15 protein-coding genes and 2 riboswitches are annotated in these 15,227 nt (G+C 66.4%); of the genes, 5 read left to right on the top strand and 10 right to left on the bottom strand.

The window, feature by feature from the left end; genetic code table 11:
• Positions 1-4 precede the first annotated feature (4 nt).
• The 4 genes from LJ760_RS11370 to LJ760_RS11355 are packed head-to-tail and all read left to right on the top strand — an operon-like array spanning position 5 to position 3,560.
• The gene (locus tag LJ760_RS11370; protein WP_227923021.1) at positions 5-949 is read left to right on the top strand and encodes an ROK family protein; all 945 of its coding nucleotides are present in this window, start codon (positions 5-7) and stop codon (positions 947-949) included.
• Positions 946-1,899, top strand: a complete 954-nt coding sequence (locus LJ760_RS11365; protein ID WP_227923018.1) for a 1-phosphofructokinase family hexose kinase — start codon at positions 946-948, stop codon at positions 1,897-1,899. Before LJ760_RS11370 ends, LJ760_RS11365 begins: the two co-directional genes overlap by 4 nt.
• Positions 1,896-2,750: a class II fructose-bisphosphate aldolase gene (locus tag LJ760_RS11360; protein ID WP_227923016.1), complete on the top strand. Its 855-nt coding sequence runs from the start codon at positions 1,896-1,898 to the stop codon at positions 2,748-2,750. Before LJ760_RS11365 ends, LJ760_RS11360 begins: the two co-directional genes overlap by 4 nt.
• 6 nt (positions 2,751-2,756) lie before the next feature.
• Entirely contained in the window at positions 2,757-3,560 is an 804-nt protein-coding gene (locus LJ760_RS11355) for a DeoR/GlpR family DNA-binding transcription regulator (protein ID WP_227923014.1), read from the top strand.
• 3 nt (positions 3,561-3,563) lie between these two features.
• On the opposite strand, the gene LJ760_RS11350 is transcribed toward LJ760_RS11355, so the two are convergent.
• On the bottom strand, positions 3,564-5,459 hold the full coding sequence (locus LJ760_RS11350) for an ABC transporter ATP-binding protein (protein ID WP_227923011.1): 1,896 nt from the start codon (positions 5,457-5,459) through the stop codon (positions 3,564-3,566).
• Positions 5,460-5,655: 196 nt separating this feature from the next.
• Here LJ760_RS11350 and LJ760_RS11345 point away from each other — a divergent pair, with 196 nt between their 5' ends.
• On the top strand, positions 5,656-7,368 hold the full coding sequence (locus LJ760_RS11345) for an ATP-binding response regulator (protein WP_227923009.1): 1,713 nt from the start codon (positions 5,656-5,658) through the stop codon (positions 7,366-7,368).
• A gap of 17 nt (positions 7,369-7,385) precedes the next feature.
• Here LJ760_RS11345 and fdhD read toward each other — a convergent pair whose 3' ends face one another.
• From fdhD to LJ760_RS11300, 9 genes are all read right to left on the bottom strand, one after another.
• Positions 7,386-8,231: a formate dehydrogenase accessory sulfurtransferase FdhD gene (gene fdhD, locus LJ760_RS11340; protein ID WP_227923007.1), complete on the bottom strand. Its 846-nt coding sequence runs from the start codon at positions 8,229-8,231 to the stop codon at positions 7,386-7,388.
• A 93-nt stretch (positions 8,232-8,324) separates the two neighbouring features.
• Entirely contained in the window at positions 8,325-9,620 is a 1,296-nt protein-coding gene (locus LJ760_RS11335) for a molybdopterin molybdotransferase MoeA (RefSeq protein WP_227923003.1), read from the bottom strand.
• The gene (locus tag LJ760_RS11330) at positions 9,617-9,901 is read right to left on the bottom strand and encodes a DUF6457 domain-containing protein (protein WP_227923001.1); all 285 of its coding nucleotides are present in this window, start codon (positions 9,899-9,901) and stop codon (positions 9,617-9,619) included. Before LJ760_RS11330 ends, LJ760_RS11335 begins: the two co-directional genes overlap by 4 nt.
• A 36-nt stretch (positions 9,902-9,937) precedes the next feature.
• On the bottom strand, positions 9,938-10,627 hold the full coding sequence (mobA, locus tag LJ760_RS11325; protein WP_227922999.1) for a molybdenum cofactor guanylyltransferase: 690 nt from the start codon (positions 10,625-10,627) through the stop codon (positions 9,938-9,940).
• The gene (locus LJ760_RS11320; RefSeq protein ID WP_227922996.1) at positions 10,627-11,127 is read right to left on the bottom strand and encodes an HNH endonuclease; all 501 of its coding nucleotides are present in this window, start codon (positions 11,125-11,127) and stop codon (positions 10,627-10,629) included. The genes mobA and LJ760_RS11320 overlap by 1 nt, the downstream gene beginning before the upstream one ends.
• A 245-nt stretch (positions 11,128-11,372) precedes the next feature.
• Positions 11,373-12,173 (bottom strand): NlpC/P60 family protein, encoded by an 801-nt coding sequence (locus LJ760_RS11315; protein ID WP_227922994.1) that lies wholly within the window; start codon positions 12,171-12,173, stop codon positions 11,373-11,375.
• Positions 12,174-12,199: 26 nt separating this feature from the next.
• A complete protein-coding gene (locus tag LJ760_RS17495) occupies positions 12,200-13,000 on the bottom strand; it encodes an NlpC/P60 family protein (protein ID WP_227922992.1) in 801 nt (266 codons plus the stop codon).
• A gap of 3 nt (positions 13,001-13,003) precedes the next feature.
• Positions 13,004-13,162, bottom strand: a riboswitch (cyclic di-AMP (ydaO/yuaA leader).
• Between the two features lie 148 nt (positions 13,163-13,310).
• Positions 13,311-14,075, bottom strand: coding sequence for a M23 family metallopeptidase (locus LJ760_RS11305; RefSeq protein WP_227922990.1), 765 nt, complete (start codon positions 14,073-14,075; stop codon positions 13,311-13,313).
• 3 nt (positions 14,076-14,078) lie between these two features.
• Positions 14,079-14,275, bottom strand: a riboswitch (cyclic di-AMP (ydaO/yuaA leader).
• A 90-nt stretch (positions 14,276-14,365) separates the two neighbouring features.
• The gene (locus tag LJ760_RS11300; RefSeq protein ID WP_227922988.1) at positions 14,366-15,064 is read right to left on the bottom strand and encodes a metal-dependent transcriptional regulator; all 699 of its coding nucleotides are present in this window, start codon (positions 15,062-15,064) and stop codon (positions 14,366-14,368) included.
• Between the last annotated feature and the right edge of the window lie 163 nt (positions 15,065-15,227).

Here is a 15,227-nt window from a genome sequence, read left to right as displayed (position 1 = left end):
GCAAATGGTTGGTGCAGGTTCTCCTACGGTAGACGGGGATTCCGTCCTTGCCTTCGATGTTGGCGGGACGGATATCAAGGCCGCGTTATCCGGTCCCGACGGCGCGTTGCATTCCCTCCAACGCGTGCCCACTCCGCGTGCCCGGGCAGGGACGGGGGAAGCCATAGTGAAACGGGTTGCCGAGCTGACGCACGGTCTTGTCAGGGACTATCCGGCTGCCTCGGTGAAGGCCATGGGATTTGTGGTTCCCGGGTTGGTTGATGAACGCGGCGGGGTCGGCATCCTGGCCGCGAACCTGGGGTGGAGTAACTATCCGTTTGGGCGTCGCCTCCGCGAAGAGACAGGTTTGCCGGTTGCCTTCGGCCACGACGTCGGCGCGGCCGGTGAGGCCGAAATGCGGCTCGGCGCCGGACAGGGACTGCGGAACGCGGTAGTGCTGGTTATCGGCACGGGAATAGCCGGTGCAATTTTCTGTGACGGTGCCCGGGTAGCCGGGGACGGGTTTGCCGGGGAAATCGGGCACACCCCCGTTCCTGGCGGCTTCGCCTGTGCCTGCGGGGCACACGGGTGCCTCGAAACGATCAGTTCCGCCGGGGCCATCGTGCGCCGGTACAACGAAAGGACGGGCCGGAAAGCCGTGGGGGCGGACGAGGTAGTCCGGGCGGCCCGCAGCGGGGATGTCCGGGCGGGTGAAGTCTGGGATGCCGCCGTGGACGGCCTCGCAGCAGGCATCTGCCAGCTCGCGGCGCTGCTTGGCACCGAGGCCGTGATCCTTGGCGGCGGATTGTCCCAGGCCGGGGAGTTCCTCACCGCTCCCCTGACCCGAGCCGTTGATGCCAGACTGTCCTTCCACCGCCGGCCCGGGATCCGGATCTCAATGCTGGGACAGGACGCGGGATTGATCGGAGCGGCACTGCATGCCCGCGGCCTGACGGCGGTGCCGCTGTGACGGGCTCGCTCCTGACCGTCACGGCCAATCCTGCCCTGGACAAAACCTATGTCGTGGAGCAGCTCAACCCGGGGGACAGCCACCGCGTTCCACCGCCGGTGGTTCGGGCCGGAGGCAAGGGTATGAACGTCGCGCGCGTGGCCCACCAGCTCGGCGCTTCCGTCCTGGCCGTGGCCACCTGCGGCGGCTCCTCCGGACGTGCCTACCGGGAGGACCTCGATCGCTCCGGCATCCCCCACCGCCTGGTGCCGGTGGAACCGGCCACCCGGCACAGCCTCGCCTTTGTGGACCGGTCTACCGGCGCCACCAGCATTTTCAACGAAACCGGCAGCGCGCTCTCGTCGTCGGAGTGGCGTGCGCTGGAGCAACAGACCGGCGAGCACCTTCGCGCGGCCGACTGCCTGGTGGGGTCGGGCAGCCTTCCCCCGCAGTCCCCCGCAGACTTCTACCCGGGGCTGGTCCGTGCTGCCTCTCGACGAGGCGTTCCCTGCATCATCGATACCTCGGGACCCGATCTCATCCGCGCGGCGGAAGCGGGTGTCTTCGCCGTTAAACCGAACCACCGGGAGCTGTTGGAAGCCACGGGTGAAGCAAATCCCCAGACGGCTGCACGCGTCTTAATTGCCAGAGGAGCCGGCGTTGTCTTCCTCAGCTGCGGGGAGGACGGGATGCTGGCGTTTACGTCCGCAGACCCCGGCCACTTCCTGCAGGCACGGCTCGGTCACGCCCTGAAAGGAAACCCCACCGGAGCGGGTGACGCCGCAGTCGCCGCCATAGCCGTACTACTGGCGGCCGGCTGCCGGGATGTCACACTGATGCTGCGCACCGCAGCGGCGTGGTCCTCGGCGGCTGTCCTGATGCCGGCCGCCGGTGAAATCTCGCCGGAGCACCGGTCCCTGATACGCCGGATTACGGTGACCCGACACCGCGACGGGGAGGAACTCCGATGACCCTCACCTCCACACGTGCACTGATGGACCGGGCCGCTGCGGCTGGAACGGGCCTCGGGAGTTTCAACGTGCTGCATCTGGAAACCGCAGAAGCGATCATCCAAGGGGCTGAAGCCGTGGGATTGCCGGTAATCCTGCAGATTTCGCAGAACTGCGTTGCGTACCACGGTTCACTCGAACCGCTGGGGGTTGCCTGCCTGGCTGTAGCCGCCGGAGCCCGCGTTCCCGTGGCACTGCATCTGGACCATGCCGATGATGAAGAGCTGGTCTATGAAGCGGTCCGGCTTGGGTTCAGTTCGGTGATGTACGACGGCGCGCACCTTCCCTACGGGGAGAATGTGGCGGCAACCAGCCGGGTCGTGAAACACGCGGAACCGTACGGCGTCTATGTCGAGGCGGAGCTGGGCAGGGTGGGCGGCAAGAACGGGGCACACTACCCCGGCGTGCGGACGGATCCATTCGAAGCTGCAGACTTTGCGCTGTCCACCGGCGTTGATGCATTGGCGGTAGCCGTGGGTTCATCCCATGCGATGACCACGCGCAGCGCCCGGCTCGATCTGGGATTGATCCGGGAACTCCGAGGTGCGTTGGACATCCCGCTGGTCCTGCACGGCTCCTCAGGCGTTCCGGATGCAATGCTCGTAGCTGCCATTACTGCTGGGCTGACGAAAATAAATGTTTCCACGCATCTGAACGGCTTTTTTACCCGTGCAGTGCGCCAGGTGCTCGGGAACGATCAGGATCTCGTCGATTCCAGGACGTACCTTTCCGCAGGCCGGAGCGCGCTTGCCTCCGAGGCCGGCCGCTTGTTATCCCTCTTCGCCCGGGCCGTCCCTGCGGACCTGGACTGAAACCCGATGGAGAAGACAGCGCGGCTCAACGCGATCCTCGACCTCCTTGCCGCCCGCGGGCACGTGCAGGTTGAGGAAATAGTAGTGTCCCTCAAAGTGTCCCCGGCCACTGCCCGTCGGGACTTGGACAGCCTCGCTGCACAGCGGCTCTTGAGCCGGACCCGGGGCGGGGCAACCATGGAAGCAGTCGCCTATGATCTGCCCACGCGCTACTCGCGCGACGAGCACACCGCTGAAAAGCAGGCCATAGCCCGGGCTGCGAGCTCCTTGGTGCCCAAGGGTGCCGTGATCGGCTTGTGCGGGGGAACCACCAGCACCGCCATCGCGCAGGCGCTGGGCATGCGGCGGGACCTCATGGAACCGTCAAACAGGCCGACCCTTACCGTGGTCACGAACGCCATCAACATCGCTGTCCAACTGGTAGTCCGCCCCAATATCCGGGTCATGGTGACCGGCGGGGTCGTGAATCCGCGCTCCTATGAACTGGTTGGGCCCTATACCGATGTCATCCTGCAGCGCGTGGCCCTGGATTTCGCGTTTGTAGGGGTCAACGGACTGGATGCCGAAGTAGGTCCCACGGTCAGCGATGAAGGGGAAGCAGCCGTCAACTCGCTGATGTCCCGGAGGGCATCGGAAACCTACATCGTCGCCGATTCCTCCAAAATCGGAAACCGGAGCTTTGCCACGCTCAGCGGATACGTCTTTAGCAACCTGATCACGGACAGCGGCATCTCCGACAGCGACAAGGCTGCCTTCGAGAGCCGCGGCACCCGGGTCCTCGTAGCACCGATGGAAGGCAGCATCAGCTAGGCCTCAGGACAGGTCCGCGGAGTTCCGTTCCTCGTCCCGGGCCACGGCGAACTGGGTGTTGTACAGCTCCGCGTAGCGTCCCTCCCGCGCCAGCAGTTCCGCGTGCGTTCCCTGTTCCGCGATCCGTCCGCCCTCAATGACCAGGATCCGGTCGGCGTTGCGGATGGTAGAGAGCCGGTGGGCAATCACGACGGCGGTCCGCCCCAGCAGCGCCTCGCCCAGGGCGGCCTGCACGGCGGCCTCGGAAGTGGAATCCAAAGCGGCGGTGGCCTCGTCCAGGATCACGATCCGCGGCTGGGCCAGCAGCAGCCGCGCGATGGTCATCCGCTGGCGCTCCCCGCCGGAAAGCCGGTAGCCGCGCTCCCCCACCATCGTTTCCAGCCCGTCCGGCAGGGACCGCACCATGTCCTCCAGCCGCGCCCGGCGCAGCGCATCCCAGACTTCCTCTTCACTGGCGTCGGGGTTAGCCAGCAGCAGGTTGGCCCGGATGGTCTCGTGGAACAGGTGCCCGTCCTGGGTCACCATGCCCAGTGCCTGCCGGATGCCGGCGAAACTCACGTCCCGCACATCCGTACCGGAGAAGCGCACGGCACCCGAATCGACGTCGTACAGCCGTGCCAGCAGCTGCGCAATGGTCGATTTGCCCGCCCCCGAGGTTCCAACCAGGGCGACGGTCTGCCCCGGTTCAACGCGGAAAGACACTCCGTGCAGGACTTCCTCCCCGCCGCGGGTGTCCAGGACAGCCACCTCTTCCAGCGACGCGAGGGACACTTTGTCCGCGGTGGGATAGGCAAACCGGACGTCGTCGAACTCCACGCTCAGCGGTCCGGCCGGCACCGGTGCCGGGGATTCCTTCTCCCGGATCAAGGGACGAAGGTCCAGGATTTCGAAGACCCGCTCGAAGCTCACTACCGCGCTCATGATCTCCACGCGGGCGTTGGCCAGGGAGGTCAGCGGCGCATAAAGCCGGGTCAGCAGCAGCGCCAGCGTGACGACGTCGCCCGTGTTCAGGCTGCCCTGCAGCGCCAGGTAACCGCCCAGCCCGTAGACCAGGGCCAGGGCCAGGGCGGATACCAGGGTCAGGGCCGTCACGAAGACGGCCTGCATCATTGCCATCTTCACGCCGATGTCCCGCACCCGGGAGGCACGGAGCGCAAACTCGCGGGATTCGGCGTCGGGCCGTCCGAACAGTTTGACCAGGGTGGCACCGGGTGCGGAGAACCGCTCGGTCATCTGCGTACCCATGGACGCGTTGTGGTTGGCAGCCTCCCGGCGGAGCGCGGCAAGCCGGCCGCCCATCCGGCGTGCCGGCAGCAGGAACACCGGCAGCAGCAACATGGCCAATACGGTCACCTGCCAAGAGGTACCGAGCATCACGATGAGGGTCAGTACCAGTGCGACGACGTTGCTCACCACACCGGAAAGGGTCCCGCTGAAGGCCTGCTGGGCGCCGATGACGTCATTGTTGAGCCGGCTGACCAGCGCACCCGTACGCGTGCGGGTAAAGAAGGCAATGGGCATTTTCTGGACGTGGTCGAACACCGCGGTGCGCAGGTCCAGGATGACGCTTTCGCCGATGCGCGAGGAAAACCAGCGCGTAGCCAGGGAGACTGCCGCGTCCGCCACCGCGACGGCGGCAATCAGCAGGGCCAGCCGGATCACCACGCCCGGCGCTGTGCCGGCCACAATGGAGTTGACCACCTGCCCGGCCAGGACCGGCGTCGCCACGGCCAGGAACGCGCCCACCACGGACAGTAAAACGAACCCCAGGAGCCGGGTCCGGTAGGGAGCGGCAAAGCGGACAATCCGCTTCAGGGTTTCCCGCGAAATCTTGCCGTCTACGCCCTTGGCGCGGGAGATCTGCATCAGCGAACCCCACGCTGCGCCTTCCATGCTCATGTCTGTTCCTCCGATATCCGCACGTTCCAGCTTAAGCCCGTCCGAAGGCCGTTCCCGGCCGATCGCTAGTGGCTGAAACTCCGCCGGAATCTGTTCCTGAGGGCACAGTGAACCAAGTCACTAGTTTGGCTCCGGGCGCTGGTACACTTCGAATCGCTGCCCCTGGAGCTGAACCGGGCACCGACGAAAGGCCGTAATGCCCCCGGCACTCAAACCCTTAGCCGCCCCCACGGGCGGCGCCTCTTCGGAGGGCAACACTCCCGGCGCGCAACCGCGTCCCACGGCACTGGTTGCCGTTGAACAACCCGAGGTCTTCTCCGTTGTGGCCGGAATTCTCGCCGATGCGGGCTTGGAAGCAGTCCCCGTGCTGGACCTCGACGAGGCCATGGAAGCTGCACGTGCCGGCTCGCCGGTGTTGGCGGTGGTGGATTCCACCATCCGCCAGGTCGCCGGAATGGACATGCTCAAGCGCCTCCGGCACGAACCGGCCATGACCAAGCTGCCGGTCATCCTCGTGGCAGGCGAAGCCGGGCTGGACATGGACTTCATGGTTGACCTGGGCATCGCCGACTTCGTGGCCAGCCCGGTGGACCCCGAGGATCTGGCACGCCGGATCAACCTCATCCTGGCCACCGCCCGGGCGCGCAGGGACCGGCGGGCGGCCACATCGCGGCTCCGGGCGGACACGCGCCGTATTTCCGCCGCCATCCGGGCCACGAATGATCCGCAGCAGATGGCCGAGGTAGTGGTTCACGGACTCGGAGCCACCTTCGAAGCGGACCATGCACTGCTGGTGACCTTCCCGGATGAGCGCGTTCCGGAACTGGCCCTGGCGTGGAGCCGCGAGGAAACCTCCGGTGGCATTCCCGCGTTGAACGCCCATACCGCGGGTGAGCTGGCCGAAACGCTGTGGGAGCGGGGCCGGGGAATGGCGGTGGAAGACCACGGTCAGCCCGCCGATGAGCCGGTACCGATAAGCACGGAATCCCGGGCTGCCGGGCTGCGCACCTCCGTGATTGTGCCGCTCGGCCACGGGGACAAGGCTTTCGGGCTGCTCTGGCTTGCCGGCGAGGGTGCCCCGCGGGACTGGACGAGCACGGAGATCTCCCTGATCCAGCATGTCAGTGGAAACCTGGCGCACGGCCTCGTGCAGGGCAACCTCATTACCGCGCAGCGGATGGTACTCAAACGCCAGCGTGACCTGGACCAGGCCAAGACCGACTTCGTGGCCACGGTCAACCACGAGCTGCGGACACCGCTGACCTCGATCACCGGCTATCTGGACCTCATCCTGGACGGCTCCGGCGGGGACATCCCGGACGACGTCGCGCAGATGCTCAAGATCGTTGGCCGCAATGCCGTTCGTCTCAACCAGCTGATCAGCGATCTGCTGACCATCTCCCGGCAGGATGCGGACGAGATCAACCTCGAGGTGGAGGAAGTGGACCTGGAAGAACTCCTGCGCGCCGTTGCCGCCTCACTGGCACCGGCAGCCGGGGCCAGCAGCCTGGACCTGCGGTTGGACCTGGGGACCGATCCCTTGCTGGTTGACGGAGACCGCGCCCAGCTGGAGCAGGTCTTCACCAATCTCTGCTCCAACGCCGTGAAGTTCACGCCGGCCGGCGGAACCGTGCAGGTCAGTGCCGCGCTGGTCCATCCGGACGGCGCCGGACCCGGTGTGCGGGTACAGATCCGGGACACCGGAATCGGCATCCCGGAAGGTGACCTGCCCAATCTGTTCCGGCGTTTCTTCCGTGCCTCCAACGCCACCTCCGCTGCCATCCCCGGTACCGGCCTGGGCCTGGCCATCGTCCAGGACATTGTGCTCCAGCACGGCGGAGAACTGGGGATTGCTTCCAAGGTGGGCGAGGGCACCACGGCAACGGTCCAGCTTCCGGCCACCCGCTAGGGTCCGGACGGCTGCGGCTAGACGGGGGCGGGGGCGGCAGCCAGGATCCGCTCCGGCGCGGAATAGCAGTTCAGGGACGTACCGCGGCTGAAACCGATCAGCGTCATTCCGGCGTCCTTGGCCAGATCCACGGAAAGCGCGGACGGTGCACTGACGGCGGCTAGTACCGGGATACCCGCCAGTTGGGCCTTCTGGACCAGCTCGAAGGACGCCCGTCCGGATACCTGCAGCACCATGCCGCGCAGCGGAAGCATCCCGGCGCGCAGGGCCCACCCCACCACCTTGTCCACCGCGTTGTGCCGGCCCACGTCCTCGCGCAGGCACAGCAGCTCGCCGTCGGCGTTGAAAAGACCCGCCGCATGGACGCCCCCGGTCCGGTCGAAGACCTTCTGGCCTTCGCGCAGCCGGTCCGGCAGGGCCGCCAGCATGTCCAGCGGGAGCCTCACGCCGTCGGAGGACGGATCGAAGTGCGAGGACTTCCGGACCGCCTCGATGGAAGCCGTTCCGCAGATGCCGCAGGAGCTGGACGTATAGACGTGCCGTTCCATCCCGGTGTCAGGGAGCGGGGTGCCGGGCCGGAGCTGGACATCCACCACGTTGAAGGTCTGTTTGCCTTCGTCATCCACTCCGGCGCAGTACCGCAGGCTGATGAGCTGGGCCGGATCCCAGATCACCCCTTCGGAGACCAGGAATCCGGCCACCAGGTCAAAGTCATCGCCGGGGGTCCGCATGGTGACGGTGAAGGACTTACCCATCACCCGGATTTCCAGCGGTTCCTCCCCCGCCAATACGTCATCCCGCCGGCTGACGTTCCCGTCCAACCGGAAGCGCGTGACCCGCCCTCGCTGGGTAACCCGTCCCATGGTGTCTCCCTGTCTTTAGTGCATTGACTCTGGCTCCGGGTGGCCGGGGGTCCCCCGGATTGTCCCGCTCTCCGGCCTTCCCGGTGTCCGGGCTTATCCGGACGGTGCGCGGTTGACCTGCCACGGCAGGGGCAGTGCCATCACGGCCTGGTCCCTGATGCAGCCTTCCGGCGGCACCACCATAACGGCGTCCGCCTCTGCCAGTCCGCGGAGCATTCCGGAGCGGAAATACGGCGAAGGCATGGCCCGGTCTTCCTGGATGCTGCAGGGAACCAGCCTGGTCCGTCCGGGCAATGGTTCCAGATCCACCCCGGCCAGGACATGCCGTTCACGGGAAATCGGTGCCCCGCGGAGTCCGTCCAGCAGCGGTTGGACGATGGTGAAGACCGCCATCATCGCGGCCAGCGGGTTGCCGGGCAGCGCTACCAGCAGGCGGCCGTCCTGCAACCGGGCCAGCATGGTGGGATGGCCCGGACGCATCGCGATTCCGTCAATGAGGAGTTCAGCCTCGACCTCTTCCAAGGCACGGCGCAGGTGGTCCGCGTCGGAACGTCCGGTGCCGCCGGTAGTGACGAGGACGTCGCCGGAAGACATTGCGATGGAGAGTTCATCCGTGGCTTCGCTGCTCAGCGCCGCCACCACTTCCTCCAGCCGGTCCGGCAGGCGCCGGACGACGTCGATGCGTCCCCCCAGCATCGTGATCAGTTGCGGCAGCTGGGGTCCGAAGGTGTCTCGGACCTGTCCCGGCTCGGGCAGGCCGGCTTCGATGACTTCGTCCCCGGTCAGCAGCAGGGACACTCGCGGGGAGCGCAGCACCGGCAGGGTGTCATGTCCGCACACGGCAGCCAGTGCAATATGGGCCGGGTTGAGCATCTTGCCCGCCGGGATGGTGGTCTCCCCCGCTGCCGCCTCTTCTCCGGCCGGGCGGATATGTTCGCCGGTGCGCGGTTCGGATTCCTTCGCGCGGTCGCTGAGCGTCAGCTGCGGCGGCGTTGTGGCCGACACGTTGCCGCTTTCGGAGCGCAGCACGGCTTCGGCGCCTTCGGGGATAAGCCCGCCGGTGAGGATTTCCACGGCCTCGCCCGGCTGGAGTGCGCGGCGTCCCGATTCGCGGTGAATCTGCCAGCGTTCCACCTCGGGTTCCTCATGGGTAATGACAGTCCACGGCGGCGGTCCTGCAACAACCCATCCGTCCATCGCGGCGGAGGCGTAATGCGGTACCGGTTGCAGGGCAGTGGTTTCGAGGGCCAGGATCCGGCCGAGTGCCTCGTCCAGGGGCACCGTCTCATACGGCAGCGGGCGGGCCGCTGCATAGGCGGCGTGGCGGGCCTGCGCCCAGGAGGCATTGGGCTGGGCCGGCAGGATGACGGGTGCGGGATGTTCGCTCATTGGGCGTCTCCTTCCGTTGCGGCGTTCCGGCACTGTTCCGCGGCTACCGCCATGGCCGAACGCATGGCGACGGCGTCGTCGGCCTGGCCGCTGCCGGCGGCGAGTCCAGCCGCGTACCCGACAATGAAGGTGGTCAGCGGGGCGGCAGGCCGCACCACGCTGTGCGCGGCAGCTGCAGCCAGATCGAGGACAGCGGAGACATCCACCGGTGTGCCCTCGAGTTCCAGTGCCTGCAGCAGCCTGCCGCTCCACGCCTCGAGTTGTTCCTGCTGGCTTGCCATTCGTGCTCCTTCGTTTCGCTTGGGGACCGCCCGGTGCTACGACAGGTCCCCGGCGCTCACACCCAGGGTTTGTGCATCGTTCCAGGTGTCAACATCGGCTGTACTCGTCGGGGGAACATCAACACCCCTCCATTGCACCCTAGCAAGCAACGCCTTCATGGACTTGTTCGCTAAACCCTCCGCGGCCAGGGAAGCAACAGCGGCGCGCAGGTCAGCTGTGCGGTAAAGCGCCGCCAGCGGCTGGCGGTTACCGCTGGAATCCACTGCCAGCAGGCTCTCGGCGGGCGGCACGGCGGCCGCATCCAGCAGGGCCCGGACGGCGGAGGCGATCTGCGGCATGTCGCAGGCCAGGACCATCGTCCAGGGGCTCCCTCCCCGGCCCTTGAGGCCGCCGTCATTGAGGCTGCCGCTGGCGCTGTCCCTGTTCTCGAGGTCGGCGAGGGCGGCGACGGCGGCTCCGACTGCTGCTGCGGGACCGGCGTAGGCCGGCTCCTCCCGGACCAGCAGAGGCGTCACCGGGGACCCGCCCAGTGCGGATGAGCTCAGCAGGTTCGACAGGTCCGGCGGCCCCGCGACGGCGATGCTGCGTGCATCCTGCACTGCGGCAAGGGTGGTTTCCAACAGGGTTCTGTCCCCTGCCAGGAGCAGCGCCTTGGGCGTGCCTCCAAGGCGCGTGGAACGGCCGCCGGCCAGGACGACTGCATCATAAGGAGCGGCAGCGGACATCAGGCAGCCGTGTCATTCTGCAGGAACGGATCCCACTGCGGTGAGGGACGTTCAAGCTCGCGGATCTGCCAGCGCGCACCCCGGGGCGCTTTGGGGGAAATCCGCAGCTCCCAGCCAAGTTGCGCCAGTGTCCTGTCCCCTTTGGTGTTATTGCAGCGCAGGCAGCAGGCAACCAGGTTCTCCCAGCTGTCATCGCCGCCGCGGGACCGCGGGACCACGTGGTCCACGGTAGCCGCCGCCTTCCCGCAATAGGCGCATTCATGGTTATCCCGGCGCAGGACGCCCCGTCGGGTGGCTACGGTGCCCTCCCGGTAGGGAATTTTCACGTACCGGTGAAGCAGGATCACCGAAGGCCTGGGGAGGATTTCGTTGGGGCCGACCACCGGCTCGCCGTTTTCCGCCACCACACTCGCCTTTCCATTCAGGACCAGCACCAAGGCGCGGCGGAAGGTGATCACGGCCAACGGTTCATATCCAGCATTCAGAACGAGAGTGCGCATGCACATACCTCTTCGCCTGCCGCCCGCGAACCGGTGAGTACAAGACACCGCTTTCGCCAACGGCACATCGGATTGTCTATGCAAGAGTAGAACGCGATCGCGTTCTTGGCCATTTATGCCGGTGGTGCAGGGGCTCGGCCCCGGCCCGCAGCACCCCGCCTGGCTCCGTGCCCGGGCTGCGGCTTAACCAGGCAAGGCCCCTCCCGAAGGAGGGGCCTTGCCATGGATGCTGTACCGGGAGCTGCCTAGCCGCCTACGCGGATGTAGACGCCGCCGGAGCCGAGCTCAGCCGGAGCCACAACGGTGGATCCACCGTTGAAACCGCCGTGCACTGCCTGTCCGCCGCCCACGTACACGGCGATGTGGGCCATGCCCATCCCGCCGTCTGCGTAGTAGATAAGGTCACCGGGGATGGCCTCAGCTGCGCTCACCGTCCGTCCAAGGGTGAGGTAGCTTGCGGGCCAGCCGTGGTGGTTGATTCCGGCCGCGGCCAGCGCGTTGGTGACCAACCGGGTGCAGTCCTGGCCGATGCCCAGCTGCGCGTAGGCAGCGGCTGCAATGGTGGATGCTACGCCGGAAGGGGCGCTCTGCGCGGGCTGCGCAGGTGCCGGCGTGCTGAGGGTGGTGGCCTGAGCAGCAGGAACCGTGTTGGCAGCAGCACGCGTGCCGGCAGCGACGGCAGCCGGTTTCGGAGCCGCAGCGGCAGCAGGCACTTCGGCAACCGGGGCTACAGGTTCCGCCACGGGTGCCGGGGTGGTGCCGGCGATGCTGTCGCGTTCGAACGAAACCGTCGCGTTTTCGGAGACCTGGAGGATCTTGACCGAGGAAAGATCCAGGGTGCTCGTCTGGACGTCGCGCATGGCGTCCGCCCCGGAGGCATTGGCCGCGACACCGGTGGTCAGTACCAGCCCGGAGGCTGCCGCGATCACGGCGGCCTGGCGGCCCACCGTTCCGGCGTTGGCACTGACGGCGCCGGCAAGGGCGTTCAGCGTAGTGGTGCGTTCCACCGGCGCCCGGTGGCGGGCGCGCTCAATTGTCGAGGTCATGATTTTCTCCGCGTCTCGTATTCCGGTTAGCTGACGCGGACGAAGCTGACGCCGCCCAGGTCCGAGAGGGCATGCAGGCCGGTGTTCAGGCCGTTCAGACCGCCGCTGATGACCTGGCCGTTGCCGACGTAGATCGCAACGTGGCCGCCGTTGACCACAAGGTCACCGGGAGCCGGAGTGGAAACCTGGGGACCGAACTGCAGGAACTGCATCGGGCCAAGGTCGCCGACGGCCTTGCCGACGGAGCGCAGGGCGTTCTCGACCATGGCGGTGCAATCCTGTGCCACACCGATCTGGCCGTAGGCGGAAGCAACCAGGCCAGCTGCGATGTTGCCGGAAGCCGGTGCTTCGACCGGAGCCGACATGGAGGAGGCTGGCTTTACGGCGGCACCGGAGGCTGCCGGGGCGGCCGTGCGGGCAGCTGCGGCATTCTTGGTGGCTGCTGCCTGGGTTGCTGCTGCGGCCTGCGAGGCTGCGAGCTCTTCTGCTGCCTGGGCTGCGGCCTCTTCGGCTGCAACCTGTGCGCGGTATTCGGCGCCGGAAGTGGAGCTGGGGGCAACCAGGGGAAGCTCGAACGGTGCGTTGGCGGGGGCGGTAACGCTGCCGGCCACGATGTTCAGGGGGGTTGCTGCGAGTGCCTGGCGGTCCGTGCTTACGGAAGCCTGTGCAGGAAGTCCGGCAGCCAGCACGAGGCCGGATGCTGCAACTACGACGGCGGCCTGGCGGCCTACGGTTCCGGCGTTGCTGCTGACTGCCTTGGAAAGTGCAGTGATCGGGTTGGTCTGTACGGTGGCAGCGCGACGGCGGCCATGAGCGTTTGATGACACAAGTTTGCCTCTCCCAATTGCCTACGAGGTGAGCTGTCGGATTCGGATGGGAGTCACCCGGTTGCCCGGCCAATGGCCTTTTGCAACTTAACCCCAAGGGTTTCTTTCGAAACCCGAAATTGGTTCCCCCGCCTCTGCCATGCGATTCTGCGAACGGACTTCAAACAGTGGCAGAGCTAGGCGATCTGTTCGAAGGTGCCCCACCTTTGGCGAATCGGGCACGAGGATGAGCGTACAGCAACATTTGAGGTATGTCACGTTCCGATCACGAAACGATATTCAACTGGTTACAACCAATTGATTTAAGCGCTTACAACCAATTCAGCGGGTCCACTACTTCGCCGTTAACCATGACCTCGAAATGCAGGTGGCAGCCGGTTGAGGAACCGGTTGTACCGCTCGCGCCGACCAGGAATCCGCGCTCGACTTCAGCGCCCACGGTGACGGCAATATTGGAAAGGTGGTTGTACGTGGTCTGGACTCCGTTGCCGTGGTCAATCACCACGCGGTTGCCGCCGCCGTAGGGATGCCAGCCGGCGAAGACCACGGTGCCGGATGCAGCGGCATTGACCGCCGTACCGCAGGCGGCGGCGAAGTCCTGTCCGTTATGCATCTCGCCGTGCTGCCCGGTGATGGGGCTGACCCGGTGGCCGAACCCGGAGGTCTGCACCAAAGATGAGTCCAGGGGCGTGGACAGCGTGCCCTTGGCTGCAGCAGGGACCGCATGCGAGCCGGCGGCAACCGTGATGGCGGCCAGCTTGGCGTCCGGGTCGTATTTGCTGCTCAGCCCGGCCCGGGCGAATCCGATATCAGCGTTCGGGTCGGCCGAGACCGGCGCGTCGACCGCCACCGGCTCGTGCTGGACCGGATCGTCCGCTGCCGCATGCGTGGGCATGGCGGCCGTAAGGATCAGGCCCGACGTGGCAGCGGTAATAGCCACCTTCTGGGCGGCACCGCCCACGGACACGGACTTTGTTTCGGCGCGCCGGCGGCCTGACGGTGAGGCGTTGCGCGGGCGCTCAGGTGCAATAGGAGCTGACGCGCGGCGCCGGCCCGAAGCAGCATGCTTCGACAAGTTTTTCCCTCTCATGGATCGCCTGCGAAGTTAGCTGTCGGATTCGAGTAGAGAAACTCGGCCTTTCCGGAAAAGGCGGGCATCACCTGCAACTATGCAGGAAATGCAGCCGGCTCCCGAAAGGCTTCACCCCAAGGCAGCAATGCTGCCGGAAAGTGGGTCCTCCGCCCCTGCCTGGACGAGTTTAGTGCTCCGGTCCGCTGGCAGGGCTCGGCGGACGGACCGGATAACGATGGTGTTTCAGCGTCGGAACTCACTATAGGGTAAATGTCACAAAAGTGACCATTCCGTTACCCAACTGGGGAAACAAAGACGTGGGATGCCACTTCCGTAGGCAGTTCCAAGGCACCCTCGATGCCCGGAACACGCACGGAAATATAACCGCCTACAACTTCTGCAGTGATCTGCGCTCCGGGCCGCAGCCCCGCTTCGTCCAGCTGGGTAAGCAGTTCGGGTTCCACCTGGATGGGTTCCGCCAGCCGGACCAGCCGAAGCTTGGTCCCCGGCTCGGCCGACGCGACAGTGGACACCAGGTCGACGACGCCGGCGATGAACACTTCCGCCGCCACCCCGCCGATCCCCTCGAGGCCGGGAATGGGATTGCCGTAGGGCGATTCCGTGGGGCGGCCCAGCAGCTCATACAGGCGCCGTTCCACACGCTCACTCATCACGTGTTCCCAGCGGCAGGCTTCGTCATGGACGTAGGCCCAGTCAAGTCCAATGACGTCCGCAAGGAGCCGTTCGGCCAGGCGGTGCTTGCGCATGACCTCGGTGGCCCGGCGCCGGCCCAGTTCCGTCAGTTCCAGCCGACGCGTCCCGGCAACCACCACGAGCCCGTCACGTTCCATTCGCCCGATGGTCTGGGAAACCGTGGGCCCGGAGTGGCGCAGCCGTTCGGCAATGCGTGCACGGAGGGCAACGATGTTCTCTTCTTCCAGTTCCAGGATGGTCCTGAGATACATCTCAGTGGTGTCAATGAGATCCGTCATGACGGGCCGCTCCTAGCAAGGGAGGAAGAGAGGCAGCGCACCGCTGCCCCGGGGGTGTACGCCAACACGTTAGCCTATCCGCCGGACCGCCCGATAATTGCGCGGCACCGGGCACAGTCTCTGGTGGCGGGCGTCATACATCGCGGGCTCCCGAGCCTGTACG

The sequence above is a fragment of the Arthrobacter sp. zg-Y895 genome, from assembly GCF_020731025.1.
Taxonomy (GTDB): Bacteria; Actinomycetota; Actinomycetes; order Actinomycetales; family Micrococcaceae; genus Arthrobacter_B.
Note: the sequence above shows the minus strand (reverse complement) of the source record. Positions and strands in the feature narration are given on the sequence as shown.

Excerpts from the sequence above, each read along its gene's own strand:
- LJ760_RS11370 (WP_227923021.1), top strand. The coding sequence starts at position 5 with ATGGTTGGTGCAGGTTCTCCTACGGTAGACGGGGATTCCGTCCTTGCC.
- LJ760_RS11330 (WP_227923001.1), bottom strand. The coding sequence starts at position 9,901 with ATGGCAAGCCAGCAGGAACAACTCGAGGCGTGGAGCGGCAGGCTGCTG.
- LJ760_RS11335 (WP_227923003.1), bottom strand. The coding sequence starts at position 9,620 with ATGAGCGAACATCCCGCACCCGTCATCCTGCCGGCCCAGCCCAATGCC.
- LJ760_RS11320 (WP_227922996.1), bottom strand. The coding sequence starts at position 11,127 with ATGCGCACTCTCGTTCTGAATGCTGGATATGAACCGTTGGCCGTGATC.
- LJ760_RS11345 (WP_227923009.1), top strand. The coding sequence starts at position 5,656 with ATGCCCCCGGCACTCAAACCCTTAGCCGCCCCCACGGGCGGCGCCTCT.
- fdhD (WP_227923007.1), bottom strand. The coding sequence starts at position 8,231 with ATGGGACGGGTTACCCAGCGAGGGCGGGTCACGCGCTTCCGGTTGGAC.
- LJ760_RS11350 (WP_227923011.1), bottom strand. The coding sequence starts at position 5,459 with ATGAGCATGGAAGGCGCAGCGTGGGGTTCGCTGATGCAGATCTCCCGC.
- mobA (WP_227922999.1), bottom strand. The coding sequence starts at position 10,627 with ATGTCCGCTGCCGCTCCTTATGATGCAGTCGTCCTGGCCGGCGGCCGT.
- LJ760_RS11315 (WP_227922994.1), bottom strand. The coding sequence starts at position 12,173 with ATGACCTCGACAATTGAGCGCGCCCGCCACCGGGCGCCGGTGGAACGC.
- LJ760_RS11355 (WP_227923014.1), top strand. The coding sequence starts at position 2,757 with ATGGAGAAGACAGCGCGGCTCAACGCGATCCTCGACCTCCTTGCCGCC.
- LJ760_RS11360 (WP_227923016.1), top strand. The coding sequence starts at position 1,896 with ATGACCCTCACCTCCACACGTGCACTGATGGACCGGGCCGCTGCGGCT.
- LJ760_RS11300 (WP_227922988.1), bottom strand. The coding sequence starts at position 15,064 with ATGACGGATCTCATTGACACCACTGAGATGTATCTCAGGACCATCCTG.